The 17,123-nt window shown below is 70.2% G+C and carries 13 protein-coding genes; 9 read left to right on the top strand and 4 right to left on the bottom strand.

The genetic code is table 11. From position 1 onward, the window contains the following. The first annotated feature begins 324 nt into the window (after positions 1-324). Positions 325-1,125 (top strand): hypothetical protein, encoded by an 801-nt coding sequence (locus AB0M27_RS34010; protein ID WP_365727508.1) that lies wholly within the window; start codon positions 325-327, stop codon positions 1,123-1,125. A 237-nt stretch (positions 1,126-1,362) separates the two neighbouring features. On the opposite strand, the gene AB0M27_RS34005 is transcribed toward AB0M27_RS34010, so the two are convergent. The 4 genes from AB0M27_RS34005 to AB0M27_RS33990 form a co-directional block, all read right to left on the bottom strand. After that, positions 1,363-3,018 (bottom strand): xylosidase, encoded by a 1,656-nt coding sequence (locus tag AB0M27_RS34005; protein WP_365727506.1) that lies wholly within the window; start codon positions 3,016-3,018, stop codon positions 1,363-1,365. 529 nt (positions 3,019-3,547) lie between these two features. Then, positions 3,548-5,005: a benzaldehyde dehydrogenase gene (locus AB0M27_RS34000; protein WP_365727504.1), complete on the bottom strand. Its 1,458-nt coding sequence runs from the start codon at positions 5,003-5,005 to the stop codon at positions 3,548-3,550. A 107-nt stretch (positions 5,006-5,112) separates the two neighbouring features. Continuing rightward, a complete protein-coding gene (locus AB0M27_RS33995) occupies positions 5,113-6,732 on the bottom strand; it encodes a thiamine pyrophosphate-dependent enzyme (RefSeq protein ID WP_365727502.1) in 1,620 nt (539 codons plus the stop codon). Beyond that, entirely contained in the window at positions 6,729-7,556 is an 828-nt protein-coding gene (locus tag AB0M27_RS33990) for a GntR family transcriptional regulator (protein ID WP_365727500.1), read from the bottom strand. The genes AB0M27_RS33995 and AB0M27_RS33990 overlap by 4 nt, the downstream gene beginning before the upstream one ends. 469 nt (positions 7,557-8,025) lie before the next feature. Here AB0M27_RS33990 and AB0M27_RS33985 point away from each other — a divergent pair, with 469 nt between their 5' ends. From AB0M27_RS33985 to AB0M27_RS33950, 8 genes are all read left to right on the top strand, one after another. Next, complete coding sequence (locus tag AB0M27_RS33985) at positions 8,026-8,877, top strand: hypothetical protein (protein WP_365727498.1); 852 nt, start codon at positions 8,026-8,028, stop codon at positions 8,875-8,877. Positions 8,878-9,135: 258 nt separating this feature from the next. Beyond that, positions 9,136-10,071 carry a fumarylacetoacetate hydrolase family protein gene (locus AB0M27_RS33980; RefSeq protein WP_365727496.1) on the top strand — a complete coding sequence of 312 codons (936 nt, stop codon included), beginning with the start codon at positions 9,136-9,138 and terminating at the stop codon, positions 10,069-10,071. A 16-nt stretch (positions 10,072-10,087) separates the two neighbouring features. Continuing rightward, positions 10,088-10,672, top strand: coding sequence for an NAD(P)H-dependent oxidoreductase (locus tag AB0M27_RS33975; protein WP_365727494.1), 585 nt, complete (start codon positions 10,088-10,090; stop codon positions 10,670-10,672). Then, positions 10,669-12,171, top strand: a complete 1,503-nt coding sequence (locus AB0M27_RS33970; protein ID WP_365727492.1) for a DHA2 family efflux MFS transporter permease subunit — start codon at positions 10,669-10,671, stop codon at positions 12,169-12,171. Before AB0M27_RS33975 ends, AB0M27_RS33970 begins: the two co-directional genes overlap by 4 nt. Further along, positions 12,168-12,599, top strand: a complete 432-nt coding sequence (locus AB0M27_RS33965) for a heme-binding protein (protein WP_365727490.1) — start codon at positions 12,168-12,170, stop codon at positions 12,597-12,599. The genes AB0M27_RS33970 and AB0M27_RS33965 overlap by 4 nt, the downstream gene beginning before the upstream one ends. Positions 12,600-12,764: 165 nt before the next feature. Continuing rightward, a complete protein-coding gene (locus tag AB0M27_RS33960) occupies positions 12,765-14,288 on the top strand; it encodes an MFS transporter (protein WP_365727489.1) in 1,524 nt (507 codons plus the stop codon). A gap of 185 nt (positions 14,289-14,473) precedes the next feature. Continuing rightward, the gene (locus AB0M27_RS33955; RefSeq protein WP_365727488.1) at positions 14,474-14,758 is read left to right on the top strand and encodes a radical SAM protein; all 285 of its coding nucleotides are present in this window, start codon (positions 14,474-14,476) and stop codon (positions 14,756-14,758) included. 245 nt (positions 14,759-15,003) lie between these two features. Then, positions 15,004-17,073, top strand: coding sequence for a discoidin domain-containing protein (locus AB0M27_RS33950; RefSeq protein ID WP_365727511.1), 2,070 nt, complete (start codon positions 15,004-15,006; stop codon positions 17,071-17,073). Positions 17,074-17,123: the final 50 nt, after the last annotated feature.

Here is a 17,123-nt window from a genome sequence, read left to right as displayed (position 1 = left end):
ACACCCGAGGGCGTGAGGAAACCCGCCCCCGTATCCCCGGACCACGGACACGATCCGTGTCACCGGACACGGAGCGAAAGCGGGCGACCAGGACACCCAAAACCGTTCGGGATGCCCGCAGTGACCAGGTATGGGTCCAAGACTCACTACTGCTCACTGATTAGGAACGGTTTTCAAAGAGCCGACGCTCATGAAAGCCCCCTCAACCTTGCGCCGACCCTGGTCCGGATCACTTTGTCAGGAGTTCCACAGATAAACCTAAGCGTCGTCATACGAACGGACGGCAGGCTCTGTGGCGTCACCTCAGTCAAGAGGAGTGCCATCATGAACGACTACGACCCGACAAGCCACTCGCCGGCCGGTTCAGCCCAGGCGACCACGGCCGTGCAATCGCGTCGGCCAGGTGTTCGGCGGTTGCTGCCGAAGAAAAGAAGCGGATGGATCCTGGCCGCCGGTCTGACGTGTGCGGCGGCTGGACTCACCGGCACCTCCGCCGCGGCGGACTTCTCCTCGTCCGCGTCGTCCCTTTCAGCCGCCGACACGTCCGCACCGGCTCCATCGCCCAGCCTGCCCGCAGGCGGCGGGTCCCGTTCCGCCCCCGCCGCCGGGGGTGCGACCGGCATCGTTGACACCAAGTCCGCGTCGGGCTTCACCTTTTCGACGGCAACGGGCGTGGAGGTCACCGTCGACGTGGCGAAGTCCACCACCTATGAGAAGGGAGTCCACCGCGCCTCGGCCAAGGCCGTCAGGAAGGGCGCAAGCGTCCTCGTCCTGGGAACGGTCGACAGCGCGACCATCACGGCCACGCGGGTCATCGTGCAACCCGGGGGCGATGGTGGAGCTGCGGCTGCCAAGGCGGCGGGGGTGATCCCCTTCCAGCAGGGCACGCCGTCACCGGTGAAGTCGGTCGGTCGGATTCCGGACTACACCGAAGGAGAGGGGACGATAGTCAGCGGGACGAAAGCGGACAAGGCGACGAAGGCCGCGCAGGCCGTCGTCCCCGGAGGCATCAACGACCGTGTGGTGAAGTTGAGCGACGGCGAGTACGAGGTCCACAACATCAGCGTCAACTGGCCGCACCACATCTTCGTCAGCAAGGACTTCAAGGTCCTCGGCTACGAGTAGCCGCCGCGGCGGAGCGCCGGTGCCCGTCGCCGGCCCGGGTTGCCGCTGGCGGCACGCCCCCAGTGGCAACCCGGTCTTCCGGCCCCCGCTTTCCCGGCGGTTCGGCGCTCAGGCAGTCGGCCTCCCCACCCCCGAGGGCTGCTCCCGAGCCCTGCATTCGGGCCGGGTGCCTTCCAGGCGGCCCGAGCGCGACGGCCGCCGCACAGTGCTGCAGGGCCGGGCCGGCCGGCCGGCGGGCTACGCGGTGGCCATGGTGAACTGCTCCCAGGTTCCGATGGCCGTCCGGTTGGCGATCAGTGGGGACGTACCGGTGTTGTCGGCGCAGACGTACTGGTTGTTGGCCAGCGCCTTGAAGCTGACCGTGCCGTTCGAGTTCCTGATCAGCTGGAAGCTCTCCCAGGTTCCGATGGCCGTCCGGTTGGCGATGAGCGGGGACGTACCGGTGTTGTCGGCGCAGACGTACTGGTTGTTGGCGTGGGAGAGCAGCGCGACGTTGCCGCTGCCCGCGTCGACGAGGGTGAACTGCTCCCAGGTTCCGACACTCGTCCGGTTGGCGATCAGTGGGGACGTACCGGTGTTGTCCGCGCAGACGTACTGGTTGTTGGCCAGCGCCTTCAGCGAGATCACCGAGCCGACGCCGGGCGTGGTGCCCGAGAGCACCGGCTGGGTTGGGCGGGTGGCGGTGAGGGCGATCTGGCCCTTGAGCATCCTCCCGCCGTCACCGGTGAGCCTCAGGTAGTAGTCGGAGGAACAGGCGGTGCCGTCCTCGTCCAGGGCCAGCATGCCGCTGTTGGCCGGTGTCCAGGCCTGGGACTCGGCTGTCTTGGCGATCTGGTTGCCCTCGTTGTACTCGTCGTACATCGAGATGTAGATGCCCTGCACCCCGGCCCGCACCATGTTGTAGAACTGCCGCCACATGAAGTCACCGTGCGCTCGTTGCCGAGCGGAGACGTCGCCGGGCAGGACGCACGGCTGGTAGTCGATGCCGTGCGCGGCGCAGTCGGCGACGTCCGGCACGGTCGCCACGTTGTAGAAGTTGTCGGCGTCGGCGACAGTGCCGATCCGGCCGACCATCCACGGGGAGATCATGTCGAAGGCGTGGTAGGCGTCCAGGAACCCGGTTCTGGAGTCTCCGGTGCCGCTCCGCCACCAGGTCGGCACGCCACCGATCACGTAACACCCCTGGGACTTGAACCAGTTGATCACGTCCAGGGCCTGTGCGGCGGTGGCCGGGTGATTGCTGTCGTTGAAGCCGAAGCCCCATATGCAGACGACCGGCTTGCCGTTCTGCTTCGCGTACGCCGAAGACGCCGTGTGCGCCTTCATCTTGTTGGACCAGTCCGTCTTGATCTCGGACTGCATGTTCGTCCAGCCGGTGACGTCGTACATGATGTAGAACTTGCGGCCGTACGACTCCGCGGCGCTGCGCACCTTGGTGGCCATCGCGTCGCGGGTCGGGCCCTCGGCGCCGTTGGGGTTGAACCGTTGCAGGGCGGCGGTGTCGATGTTGTTCTGCTGCATCCACAGGAAGTGCGTGTTCACCGTCTGCTGGTCGTACGACGAGAACAGCGTCGCCGGCTGGCCGTTGCCCAGCGCGGCGAAGCCGGTCTGGTAGGTCCTGGTGTACTCGCGCACGTCCGGCCAGCACTTGATGCCGTTGTTCGACGGGGACGGCGCCTGGCTGGAGTTGGGGCTCCAGTGCCACCAGGCGTTGATCGGCGCGCCGTCCCCGACGCACGCGAACCAGCCCTGGTAGCCGACCGTGATCTTCCCGACCACGTCTCCCGGCGCGCTGGCCGCCGATGAGGTGGGGGCCAGTCCGAGCATGGCAAGCCCTGCGGCCGTCGAACCGCCGACCGCCGTGGTCAGAAATGTACGACGCGTCACACCCATGTTGACTCCAATGTTCAACAGCTGAACGCAGCGTCCCTGACCCGCGTGCGGGCGCAAGGGCCCGCAAATTCGCGCAAGGTTTCCGCTTTGTTTGCGCAGGCTTGCGGTGGGGGAGGTGCGGGCCGGCACGGGCGCACACCACGCTGAGCGCTACTGCATCTGCGGTTTGAATGTTCTGCGGCGATTCAACTGCTGAAACAAAGACCCCGTCAAGAGGTCTGGACCAACGCTTTTTTCAGTCCATAATCCAGTAATTTCCTATTGAGGTGCTACTCATTGCACCAGCTGGAACGGGCCGGGCGTGGGACGACCGGCTCCACAGGTTCAACGTACGAGGCATGAAAGGCACGGTCGTCGGGACGCTTGCCACCACAAGGCGTAACCGGCATGTGCCAGGCGCTCGCATCGTGTGGGCGACAGCCCACCCTTACGCCGGCGACGACCCGCAGCTGAGGGTTGGCAGGTGAAGGCCCGTCGGATGTATGACGGGGACCCGATCCCCCCGCACCCCATGTGCTGCGTGGTCTCGTCAGAAGGGGTACGGCGCCTGGCTCGCGCGAGCCGTGATCCAGCGGGTTTCGGTGAACGCCTCGATGTTGGCCGCGCCGCCGAAGCGGGCCCCGGTCCCGGAGGCGGCGACGCCGCCGAAGGGGGCCACGGCCTCGTCGTTGACAGTCTGGTCGTTGATGTGGACCAGGCCGGTGGGGATGCGCTCGGCGAGGTCGAGGCCGCGCATGACGTCTGAGGTGAGGATGCCCAGGGACAGTCCGTACGGCGTGGCGGTGGCAAGGGACACCGCGTGGTCGAGCTCGGTGAAGGTGCGGACCGGTGCGACCGGGCCGAAGACTTCTTCCGCGTAGGCCGGGGACGCGTCGGTCACGTCGGTGAGGACGGTGGGGCGGTAGAAGAGGTCCTCGTAGGTGCCGCCGGCCGCCAGGCGGGCACCGCCGTCGACGCTCGCGGTCACCAGGCCGTGGATCTTGTCCCTTTGGCCGGAGTCGATGACCGGGCCGAGCGCCACGGCCTCCTTCGCCGGGTTGCCGACACGGAGGTGCTCGGCCTTGTGCGCGAGCCGTTCGACGTACTCACCGGCGATCGAAGCGTGCACCAGGTGGCGTCCGGTGGTCATGCAGACCTGCCCCTGGTGGAAGAAGGAGCCCCAGGCGGCGGTGGACACGGCGCGGTCGAGGTCCGCGTCCGGGAGCACGATCAGGGCGGAGTTGCCGCCGAGTTCGAGGTGGGCGCGCTTGAGGTGCTCGGCGGCCGCCGCACCGACCTTACGGCCGGCGGCGGTGGAACCGGTGAAGGAGATCACGCGCACCTGCGGGGCCGCCACCAGCGCGGCCCCGGTGTCGGCGCCGCCCGGCAGAAGATGCAGCACGTCCGCGGGCAGCCCGGCTTCCTCGAACACTCGCATGATCGCCACGCCGCCGGACACGGCGGTGCGCAGGTCGGGCTTGAGTAGGACCGTGTTGCCGAGCGCCAGGGCCGGTGCGACGGAGCGGATGCCCAGGACGAGTGGCACGTTGAACGGGGCGATGACGCCCACCACGCCCGCGGGCACCCGGCGTGCCAGGCTGAGCCGGGGCTCGGCAGTGGGCAGCACCTCGCCGAGGGGGCGGGAGGCGAGCGCGGCGGCCTCGTAGCATTCCTGGGCCGCGGTGGTGGTCTCGAAGGCCGCCTTGCCGGAGACGCTGCCGGCCTCGCGTACCAGCCACTGCCGGATCTCGTCGGCGTGCCGGGTGAACAGGTCTCCCGCACGGCGCAGTACGGCGGCCCGGTCGGTGTAGGGGGCGCGGGCCCAGGCGGTCTGTGCCCGGGCGGCCCGCTCGGCCGCTGTGACGACGTCCTCGGGGGTGGTGACGCCTATGACGTCCAGGACTTCGCCGGTGGCGGGTTCGGTCACGGGAGCGGTACCGCCCGTCGGAGCCGTCCAGCCGCCGACGTTGGCCTTGCCGGACCAGAGGGCGGGATCGAGCAGGGACATGACGGCCTCCAGGGTACGGGTCGGGGGACGGGAGGAGCACGACTGCGGGTGGTGGGGGCCGGCCTGGCACGCTGCGCAGGGCGTGAGGGCAGGGAGCGGCCGGTTGTTCAGGGCAGGAATGTGCCGCCGGTCGTGACGGAGATGTCGAGGAGCAGGGGCTCGGTGCGGTCGGCCAGGCTCGGGCAGATGGCGTCGAGCGCCGCGCACAGGTCGGCGTACCCGGTGATCCGGCGGGCGGGGCAGCCGAGGGACTCGGCGAGGCCGGCCACGCTGACCTCGCTGAAGGCGGGCCACGGCGGCTTGCCGCCGTGCTGCTCGGCCAGCTTGTCCATGACCGCGTACCGGCCGTTGGAGAGGACGACGAAGACGGCGCCCACACCGTAGTGCACGGCCGTCCACAGGGCCTGGATCTGGTAGAGCGACGAGCCGTCGCCGACGACGGCGACCACGGGGCGGCGGGGCCGTCCCATGCGGACGCCGACCGCGGCCGGCAGCGCGAAGCCGAGGCCGCCCATGGCGGCGCTGAGGAAGCCGAGCGGTGCGCGGGCGGGCAGCAGGGTGTGCAGCTCGGGTCGGGAGGAGGGGGTCTCCTCCACGACCACCGTGTCCGCGGGCAGGCGCTCGGCGAGGGCGGCCAGTACGTGGGCGGGAGTCAACGGCTCGCCCGGGGCGGGGGGACCGGGGCGTGCGGCCCGCCGTAGCGGCTCGGGCTCGGCCGCCGTCGCTCTGACCGGTGTACGCCGGACGAGGCGGTCGCAGAAGTCGGGCAGGGGCGTGACGACGGCCAGTCCGGCGGGGGAGTGGTGAGCCTCGGCCGGGTCGTCCGTGACCACGATCACCCGAGCTTCGGTCAACTTCCCCGGAGCGTAAGGGTATTGGCGCAGGAACGGAGCGCCCACGCACAGCACCAGGTCGTGCCGGTCGAGCGTGGCGCGCAGCCGGGGCCGGTCGGCGGGCAGGTGACCGGCGAACAGCCGGTGGTCCTGCGGGAATCCGGCGCGTGCTCCGAAGGGCTCCTGCCATACGGGGCAGTCGAGCCGTTCGGCCAGGACGCTGAGCGTGGCCCAGGTGTCCTCGGTGTCGGCGCCCGCTCCCACCACGAGGACCGGTGACGCGGCACGGGCGAGGAGGCGGGCGACCTCGGCGACCGCCCGGGGGTCGGCGGCTGCCGGCATGCGGACGGCTGCCGGTGCGGCGAGCGGCAGGTCCTCCTCCGGTTCGGCCCAGTCGTCCATGGGGACGAGGACCAGCGCCGGGCCGCGCTCCTGACGGGCGGCGTGCACGGCCCGGCCGATCGCGCCGGGCACGTCCTGGGCGCGCACCGGTGACTCCACCCGTACCGGGTAGTTCCCGGCCAGCCCCTCCAACCGCCCGGCGAGGAACGGCTCCTGGGCGAGGTGGCGCCGGTCCTGCTGGCCCACCAGCACGACCAGAGGTGCACGGTTGACCCGTGCGGTGGCCAGCGCGCCGACCGCGTTGCCGAGGCCGGCGGTGGTGTGCAGGAGGACCAGTGCGGGCTGCTCGCGGGCGAGCGCCCAGCCGGTGGCGGCGCCCACCACCGAGCCCTCGTGCAGCGCCAGGACGAACCGGAGGTCCTCCGGCAGGTCGGCGAGCAGGGAGACCTCGGTGGAGCCGGGATTGGCGAAGACGGTGGTCAGCCCGTGTCGGCGCAGTACGTCGAAGGCGGCGTCACGGACGGTGCGGGTCGTGATCGTCGGCCCGGTCACGACTTGCTGTCCCGGCTGGGGACCTGGCCGCCCAGGGTGACGTTCGACCGCAGCCACGCCGTGAGGGCCTCGGTGAGGCCGGCGTCGGAGGCGGTGTTCTCGCCGTCCTTGCGGGCCGAGGTGATGCGTTCGACGGTCAGGCGGTGGTAGTCGCGGACCACGGAGGCCGCGTGCCGGGCATCGCGGGAGGCGATCGCGCCGACGATCCGCATCCGCTCGGTGTGGAGGGTGTCGGAGACCCGCCCCCAGTCGCCACCGTCGCCGCCGGACAGTTTCACGGCGAGTCCGAGCTGCATCTCGGTGATGAACCGGCTCAGTGCGGCGAGCAGGGGATTGTGCGAGATGTCGGAGAGGGTCCCGAAGAAGTGCTGTAGCGCGGCGGCCGACCGTTCCGCGCCCTCGGTGCCGGGAATGGCCTGCGCCGCCTCGCGCAGCCGGTGGACCTCTTCGTCCGAGGCGTGCTCGGCGGCCAGTTCGGCGGCGTAGGCGTTGAGCGCGCCGAGCAGGCCGAACACTTCCCGGGCGCCGACCTTCTCGAACTGCACGACGGAGGCGATCGACACGGCGAGCAGGGTGTCGCCCTGCGCGGTGACGGTCGCCCGGCTGCCGTTGCGGGTGTTGACCAGACCCATGGCGGTCAGTACCCGGATGGCCTCGCGGACGGTGGGGCCGCTGACGTCGTAGTACGCGGCCAGCTCCCGTTCGGCGGGCAGACGCGAGCCGTCGGGCAGGGTGCCGCTGAGGATCTGCGCGCGCAGGTCCTCGACGATCTGGTCGGCCACCCGGCCACGGAAGATCTTCGCCGGAGTGTGAGGCACGGACATGTGGCTCCCAAGGGTGTCCAGGGCCGAAACGGCCCGGCCAGAGCGGCCCATTCAAAAGGACTCTAACCTACCTAGTAGGTTAGTCTCAAGGCCTTCAGTGCTCTGACTGGCTGGGCCAGGGTGAAGAAAGTGCTCGCGGGTCGCGTCTGTCGGGGGCTCGTGCCGCACTCGACAGTGTCGATGACGTCTGCCGGCCACGGGGCCATCACGACCGTCCCTTCGGTCTGTGCCGCTCACCGCCGCCCTCCTTCATTTTCGATGAGAGCTCGCCAGCTACCTTGACGCAAACCTACTAGGAAGGTTTGCTGGATGGCGAGCGACGACCGGAAGTCATCGAGGAGGCCGCGCCGCGGCCCCGACCGCGCGACAGCCGGACCGGCCGATCGCCGTCAGTCATCACGCCCGCTCCGTCCGAGCCCCGGGCCGCGCGGATGCCACACGGGCGAGCACCCGACCACGGAGGACAGCGATGAAGATCGCGCCGTTCGATGAGAACGCGTTCAAGATGGACCATCCCAGGGGGACCGTCTCGTTCAACTACCTGCTGATGGGCGACCGGGACAAGCCGCTGGAGAACTACCGCTACATCCTGGGCCGCCAGGAGGCCGCCTTCCTCATGCCCCGGCACTGCCACACCTTCGAGCAGATCCGTCTGCCGCTGGTGGGCGACATGAACCTGGGCGAGCAGGGCATCCTGCGCGAGGGCGAGGTCGGCTACTTCCCCGAGGGCCAGACCTACGGCCCCCAGGACGACAAGCTCACCGACCCCAAGCAGCTCCAGCTCGTGCTGCAGTTCGGCGGGGCTTCCGCGCTGGGTATGGGTGCCGGCCGTGGCCGTGGCCCGGACAACAAGGAGGCGCAGACCGAGCGCCGCCCCCGGCGGGAGCAGAAGTTCCCGAAGCCGCGCTACAACGGGGTCGTCATCAGCAACCCCGCCCACTTCAACTGGCTTCCGGTGGCCGGCTGGCCGGGGGTGAAGCGCAGGCACATCGGCACCTACACCGAGCGGCAGTTCTGGGTCGAGTTCGTCAAGATCGAGGCCGGCGCCGAGTGGATCTCCGAGAGCGAGAACGCCAAGCGGCTGACCGTGGTGCTCTCCGGTGCGGGCACGGTGGAGGACACCGGGATCGGCAGGCTCGGCGCGGTCGAGGCCGACCCCGGGGAGAAGGCTCGCTACGCGTCGACAGAGGAACTCGTGCTGTTCACCGTCGGGCTGCCGCCGATCCAGCTCCCTGTCGAACCGGACGACGACAAGTTCGTCACCGTCGTCACCGACGGCGGCATCCGCTTCGAGAACCCCAAGGACGCCGACAACGGCTGAGCCCTTCGGCATCGGGCGGTGTCCCGGAACCGCGCGTCCTTCCCGAGCCACCTCGGCCCTCGCGCCGAGGTGTGGCGCGGGTAGTCCGCGCCGGAGCCTCCACGCCCCGTCCGCTCCGGAGTCTTCACTGCGGCTTCGCACCTCGGGCCGCCCGGCCACGGCCGCCCGGCGCGGAAGCACCGTGCTTCCGGCCCGACCGGCCTGCCCGCGCGGCGCCGCACCCGACTCGCCCGCTACCCGGAAAGCTTCCCTCACCCAGTGAAAATCGCCTCGCGGCGGACCCCCTTCGGCGATCGGCTCTGCTTCGCCGAAGTCGTTCCGCACCACCTCATCGACATCCAGGCCGCGTTCGTACGACGGCTTGAGACCGACGGCGTCCACCGGGACGACGCCCTCGCCCGCGCCCGCTACGCGGTCCCCGGTGACCTGCCCTCCTTGCTCCAGGTCGACCCCCAACTCGCGTCCCTGCGACGCCTGCTCGACTGGGCGGCCGGACACGCCGACACCGGCGTACTGGACCAGGACTGTCTGTGGTCCGACGAGCCCCGCCTGCTCGCACCGCCCGTCGGGAAGCCGCACACCGTCTGGTGCATGCTTGCCAACTATCCGCGCCGGCCGTCCGCCGGTCAGGAGCCGCCTCCTCGCCGCGGCCTTCAGGGCTGTCTCAAGGCACCTGGTGCCCTGGCAGGCCCGCACGACGACCTGCGATACCCCGCGATCAGCGAACAGGTCGCCCCGGAGACGGAGCTTGCCGTCGTCATCGGTCCCCGCTCGGGCCGCCTCACCCCCGACAACGCCCTGCGCGCCGTGGCCGGTTACGTCGGCTTCTGCGACGTCGGCTCCCGGGACGTCTCGGAGCGGGACAACAACCGCATGGACCGCGGCAAGGGCTTCGACACCTACGGGATCTGCGGCCCCTGGTTCGTCACCGCCGACGAGATCCCCGACCCGCACGCGCTGCGCATCCGCCAGTGGGTCAACGGCGAGGTACGCCAGGACGGCAGCACCGCCGAGATGCTCCACACCATTCCCGAGCAGCTTGCCTGGCTCACCGCCGCGCTCACCCTCGCACCCGGAGACGTGCTCTCCACCGGCACCCCGGCCGGCCACGGCCCAGTGCGGCCCGGCGACGTCGTCCGCGGCGAGATCGAGGGGCTCGGAGTCATCGAGAACAAAGTCGTCCCGGGCGACTGAGCGACCGGAGGTCACCATGTCCCAACCCCGTCTGCACATCATCGTGGGCAGCACCCGCCCCGGCCGCCGCGGCCCGGCCGTCGCCGGCTGGTTCCACGCCCTGGCCCTCAAGCACTCCGGCTTCGACGCCGGACTCGTCGACCTCGCCGCGGTCGGACTGCCGCTGCTGGACGAACCCCGTCCTCCCCAGCGCGGCCAGTACGAGCACGAGCACACCCGGCGCTGGAGCCGGACCGTCGACGCTGCCGACGCCTTCGTGTTCGTGGTGCCCGAGTACAACCACAGCTACAACGCCGCCACCAAGAACGCCCTCGACTACCTGGCCAAGGAGTGGCAGGGCAAGCCGGTTGCCTTCGTCGGGTACGGCGGGGTCGCCGGGGGCGCCAGAGCCGTACAGGCCCTGCTTCCGGTCGTGATCGCCCTGGGCATGGTGCCGTCGGCCGGTGCCGTGCACATTCCCTTCATCCGGCTGTCGTTCACCTCCGACGGCACGTTCGAACCCGCCCCAGGCCTCGACGAGAACGCCACCGGCGTGCTCGACGAACTGCTGCGGCTGACCACCGTGCGCTCCGCGAGCGGGCCCGCCACCCGGGTCGGATGAGCGCCGACCCGGCCGCTGCGGCCGCCGACGAGGTGGCGGACGCGCGACGCGGCCCCCGGATCGCCATCAGTCAGAAGGTGGCCGTCTGCGTCGTCTACGTGGCCGGGCTGTTCCTGAGCACCCTCGACATGACCATCGTCAACGTCGCCCTGCCCACCATCGGCCGCGCCTTCGACGTCCCTTCAACGGCCGTCGACACCGTGTCGATCTCCTACCTGGTGAGCCTTTCGGTCTCCGTGCCGGCGTCCGGATGGCTCGGCGACCGCTTCGGCGGCAAGCGCACCCTGCTCACCGCCGTCGCCGTCTTCACGCTCGGTTCGGCGCTGTGCGGGACGGCCCAGAGCCTCGGCCAACTGGTTGCCTTTCGGGTGGTACAGGGAGCAGGCGGCGGGATGCTCGCCTCGGTCGGCATGGCGATGCTGCTGCGCAGCTTCGCCCCGCACGAACGGGTGCGGGCTTCGGCGGTCCTCAGCATCGCCAACGGCCTCGCCCCCACCCTGGGTCCGGTCCTGGGCGGCGTCCTGGTCACCCAGGTCTCCTGGCGGGCGATCTTCTACGTCAACGTGCCGGTCGGCGTCTTCGCCACCGTCTTCGGCGCGCTGTGCCTGCGCAATCAGCCCGCCCGGCCGACCGAGCGGTTCGACCTGACGGGCTTCCTGCTCGCCGCATCCGGTTTCGGGCTGGTGATGTACGGCGTCTCGGTAGGTCCCGAGCAGGGCTGGAGCACGTCGTCCGTGGTCGTCGCCCTGGCTTGCGGAACCGCACTGGCCACCACGATGGTCGTCGTCGAACGAAGCAAGCGGTCCCCTGTGATCGACGTACGGCTGCTGAAGGACCGTCTGTTCGCGTCCGGCACGACCGTGATGACGGTGGGGTCGGTGACCTTCCTGGGCACCCTGTTCACCCTCAGCCTGTACCTGCAGGACGAGCGGGGCATGACCCCGATGACCGCGGGCCTCACCACCTTTCCCGAGGCGCTGGGCGTGGTCACGGGCTCACAGCTCGCGAGTCGTGTCCTCTACCGACGGCTGCGGCCGCGCCGGCACCTCGTGCTCGGCGTGGTCGGCACCAGCGCGGCGGTCGCCGCGATGGGCCTGCTGCTGCGGGCGGACACCGGCCGGTGGCTGGTCGTACCGCTGCTGTTCTGCCTGGGGCTCGCCGTCGGCCAGGTCTTCGTGGGCACCCAGTCCGCGTCGTTCGCGACGGTTTCCTCCTCGTCCTCCGGCCGGGCCTCGACGCTGTTCAACGTCGGCCGCCGGCTCGGCGGAGCCGTCGGTGTGGCGGTGGCCACCACCGTGCTGGTGACGGCCGGCACGACGGGTACGGACACCGCGCCCGGCATGTCCGGCTACCGCGCCGCCTTCCTCGCCCTGGCCGCACTGAACCTGCTCGGCCTGTACGCGGCCACCCGCGTCAGCGACACCGAGGCGGCCGGCACCATCCCCCAGCCACCATCCCCGGAACACACCCCGTACAAGGAAGAGGAACCACAGCCATGAGTGCACTGACGCTGACTCAGGCGTCCGAGATCGTGGACGCGGCCCTGAGCCATGCCCGAGAGCTCGGCCTGCGCCCCCTGACCGTCACCGTCCTCGACCCCGGCGGCCACCCGCTGGTCGTCAAGCGCGAGGAGACCGCGGGCATCCTGCGCCCCCAGATCGCCCACGCCAAGGCATGGGGCTGCCTAGGCACCGGCCAGGGCGGCGCCGCCGGTGCCCGGCACGCCACCCGGGATCCCGCGTTCTTCGCCGCCCTCGCCGGCATCTCCGAGGGCCGCATCGCCTCGTCCAAGGGCGGCGCGCTGATCCGGGACGAGGACGGCGAACTGCTCGGAGCGGTCGGCGTCAGCGGTGATCGGCCCGACAACGACGAGGCCGTCGCGGTCTTCGGCGTCGAGAAGGCCGGCCTCGTCGCTGACGTGGGCTGACCGCGCCCAGCGCCAGGGCCGGGACGGGAGCTCAGGACGGTCCCGGCCCGTACCGGAAACGGATGTGGCTCCACCGCACGAGCCGCAATCCCCGGCGGGGCGCTCCCGCGCCCCCACGGCATCGATCTCCCCGTACAGATAGCTGATGGGAAACAGAGGTACACCATGGCAAAGACGCCGGAAGACCTCACCGCACCACGTGACACGCCCGGCGGCAGGGGGCGCCCCGGGCTCGCCGAAACCGCCGGACTCACGCCCGGGCGCCGCGCCCAGGCCCTCGCCGTCTGCATCGCGGCGGCCTTTCTGACGCTCCTCGACGTGAGCATCGTGACGGTGGCCCTGCCGTCCATGGAGCACCACCTGCACCTGTCGTCCTCCCAGGCGACCTGGTCGATCGCCGGATACACACTGACCTTCGGCCTGGTGCTGATCCCGAGCGGCCGGCTGGGCGACGAGTTCGGCCGCCGAAAGGTCCTCCTCGTCGGCATGGCGCTGTTCACCGTCACGGGCGTGCTGTGCGGGGTCGCACCCGACGCCACCTGGCTCGTGGCGTCACGACTCGCCCGTGGAATCGCAGCCGGCCTGGTGGCGCCCCAGGTCGTCGGCCTGCTGCACCAGATGTACCCGCCGCGTGAGCGCGGCCGCGCCTTCGGCTACTACGGCGCGACGGTCAGCCTCTCCACGGCCATCGGGCCGCTCCTCGGCGGCGCGATTCTCCAGGGCTTCGGCACGGCCGACGGCTGGCGCTGGATCTTCTACCTGTTCATTCCGCTGGACCTGCTCGCCCTGTTCCTGGCCGGCCGCCTCTTGCCGGAGGGACGCAGGGCCGAGCGGCCCAGCAGCCTCGACCTGGTCGGCATGCTCGTGCTCGGCGTGGCCGTCACCGCCGTGATGCTGCCCCTGCTGCAGAGCGGCGGCTGGGCGGACCGCCGCTGGTGGCTGGCCTGGACCGGTCTCGCCCTGCTGGCCGTGTTCGTTCTGTGGGAGCGCGGCGTCGCCCGACGCGCGAGGCGGCCGCTGGTCGACGTGGCCCTGTTCCGCGAGCGGACCTACTGGGTCGGCGCCCTGGTCGCCGCCGCGCTCTACGGCGGATTCACCGGCATCTTCATCGTCCTGTCGCAGTTCCTGCAACAGGGCATGCACTACTCCCCGCTGAAGGCGTCCCTGTGCACGGTGCTGTTCACCGTCGGCTCGGCCGTCTGCGGGATCATCAGCGGTCGCGTCGTCCACCGCGTCGGACGTCCGCTGGTCATCGTCGGCACCGCACTCACCGCCGTGGGTCTGGCGGCCAACGCCCTGATCGTGGGCCAGTCCTCCGTCGGCGACAACATGTTCCTGCTGACGGCCCTGCCTCTGCTGGTAGCGGGTTGCGGCGCCGGATGCGTCATCGCCTCCAACCAGACGCTCGCCCTCCAACTGGTGCCCCGCGGAGAGGGCAGCACCGCGGCCGGTGTCTACCAGACGGGCATGAAGATCGGCACCTCGCTGGGCACGGCACTGGCGGGTTCCCTGTACTTCAGCCACCTCCTCGCCACGCACGGCGACTCCTCCGCCGCGGCGCGTACGGGCCTGTTGGGCGCGGCCGCACTGGCCTCCGTGGCCTTCCTCGTCGCCCTGCCGGGGCTGACCACCATTCGCTCGTCCACCCGTTCGGCCGCACGCCGCGCCTGCGGGCCGCCGCACCCCTAGACGCAATACCGGTGACTTTGGTGTTTTCGGGTCGTTGGGTGAGGTCTTGTGCAGGTCGAGATAGCTCTGGAAGGCCGTCGCCTGTCGGGGCAGGGGCTCTCCTCCGGTCGGTGGCAGTCCGCTGAGGCGCTCGATGTTGATGGCGATGGCGGACGATCGCCCGCGAGGCGCCTTCTCGGCCGGCCGTGCCGGAGTTCCTGGAGCTGGAGATCACCGGACGGTGTCAGCTGACCTGCCCGTCCCTGTGCTACGCCAAGGCCGGCCCCAAAAGCGACCACGGCAGCATGACGGCCGACGACTGGAAGCGGCTGATCAGCGGGGCCGCCGAATTCGGCGTGAAGAAGGTGCAGTTCATCGGCGGCGAGCCCACCCAGCACGATGCCTTTGACGCCCTGGTGCACCGCGCCCTGGCGCTCGGGCTTCAGGTGCGGGTCTACAGCAACCTCTTCGAGGTCTCCGACAACAGGTAAGTCATTACAACCGGCAAATCGCGACAAGGAGTTCGGCTCGTGTTCGAGTTCCGAACTCCTTGGGGACGGGCGGTTAAGCAGGTAGTGCGAACCTCGTTCACTACATTGACGTGTCCGTGACATCGCCGTAATCATCACAGCAAAGAGAGCGCTCTCATCCTCAGCGACCTTCAGGAGACGCTGTGACTGACAGACCCCCACGATTCCCCCTCAGCAGATTGCCCCGTTCCCTGATCTTCGCGTTCGTGGCCGCCCTGGTGGCCACCTTCGCGCTCACGATCACCCAGAACTCCGCCCGCGCCGCGGGTGTTCCGCTCTCGCAGGGCAGGCCCGCCGCGGCGTCCTCGACGGAGAACATCGGCACCCCCGCCTCGGCGGCCGTGGACGGCAACACCACCACCCGATGGTCCAGCGCCTCCGGCGACCCCCAGTGGCTGTCGGTCGACCTCGGGTCGACGGCCACCATCAGCTCCGTCACCCTCGAGTGGGAGACGGCGTACGCGAAGGCGTACCAGATCCAGACCTCCGCCGACGGCACCACTTGGTCGACGGTCTACTCCACCACCACTGGGCCCGGCGGCACCGAAAACCTGACCATACATGGTTCCGGGCGCTATGTCCGGATCTACACCACCCAACGGGCCACCCAATGGGGCGTGTCGCTCTACGAGTTCCAGGTTTACGGTACCGCGGACACCGGCAGCACCGGCTGCTCGACCACCAACGCGGCCCTGAACAGGCCCGCCACCGCCTCCTCGACGGAGAACGCCGGCACCCCCGCCTCCGCGGCGGTGGACGGCAGCACCACCACCCGCTGGTCCTCCGCCGCAGCCGACCCACAGTGGCTCCAGGTCGACCTCGGCTCCTCGCAAGCGATCTGCGGGGTGCAGCTCTCCTGGGAGACGGCCTACGCCAAGGCGTACCAGATCCAGGTCTCCGACGACGGCACGACGTGGAACAGCGTCTACTCCACGGCCAACGGTCCCGGCGCGACCGAACTGATCACGCTGAGCGGCACCGGCCGATACATCCGGATGTACGGCACCCAGCGCGCCACGCAGTACGGCTACTCGCTGTGGGAGTTCCAGGTCTTCACCGGCAGCGGAGGCACGGGAGGCACCACCACCCCGCCGCCGACCGACGGTGAGGTCCTGCTGTCGTACAACAAGCCGGCGACCGCCTCGACGTACCAGGACGACGGAGCCTGCCCGGGGTGTACCCCGTCCAAGGCGTTCGACGAGGACCCGGCGACCCGCTGGGCGACCAGTTCCGTCAACGGATGGGTCGACCCGGGCTGGATCGCGGTGGACCTGGGCGCGACCGCGCACATCACCAAGGTGGTGCTGCAGTGGGACCCGGCGTACGCGACGTCGTACCAGATCCAGGTCTCGCCGGACGGCACCAACTGGACCCCGATCTACTCCACCACCACCGGCAAGGGCTTCAAGGAGACGCTGACGGTCGACGGCACGGGCCGGTACGTGCGGATGTACGGCACCGCGCGCAGCAACGGCTACGGCTACTCGCTGTGGACCTTCGACGTCTACGGCACCGGCGGCAACCCCACCCCGCCGCCGGCGCTGCCGCCGAACCCCGGCAACCCCGAACACCTGGTGTGGAGCGACGAGTTCAACGGCGCGGCTGGCACCAAGCCGGACCCCGCCAAGTGGTCGCAGGACCCGGGCCGGGGCCAGAACGGCGAGCTGGAGACCTACACCAACGGCGACAACACCTCCATGGACGGCAACGGCAACCTGGTGATCGAGGCGCGCAAGGAGGCGGACGGCAGCTACACCTCGGGCCGGATCAACACCTCCGACCACTTCACGTTCACCTACGGCCATGTGGAGGCGCGCATCAAGGTCAGCGGCACGCAGGGCCTGTGGCCGGCGTTCTGGCTGCTGGGCGCGAACTTCAAGTCGGGCACGCCGTGGCCCAACTGCGGTGAGATCGACATCATGGAGCACGTCGGCAAGGTGCCGGACTCGGTGTACTCCACCCTGCACGCCCCGGCGTACAACGGCGGGAACGGCTACGGGTCGCCGTACACGGTCGCGGGGTCCGACTTCGCCTCGGACTTTCACACCTACGCGGTGGACTGGGACTCCAGCCACATGACGTTCTCGGTGGACGGCCACAACTTCCTCACCGCGGACCGCTCGACGGTGGAGCAGACCCGCGGGCCGTGGGTGTACGACCACCCCTTCTACATCATCCTCAACAACGCGGTGGGCGGTGACTGGCCCGGAGCGCCGGACGCCTCCACCGTCTTCCCGCAGCGCATGCTGATCGACTACGTACGCGTGCTGCAGTGAACTCCGGGGCCCGGGCCGCGATCAAGCGGCCCGTGCCCCGGTTCCTCAGC

It is taken from the genome of Streptomyces sp. NPDC052107 (assembly GCF_040680215.1).
Classification (GTDB): domain Bacteria; phylum Actinomycetota; class Actinomycetes; order Streptomycetales; family Streptomycetaceae; genus Streptomyces.
The sequence above is the reverse complement of the archived record's forward strand: the minus strand, read 5'-3'. Positions and strand labels throughout refer to the sequence as shown.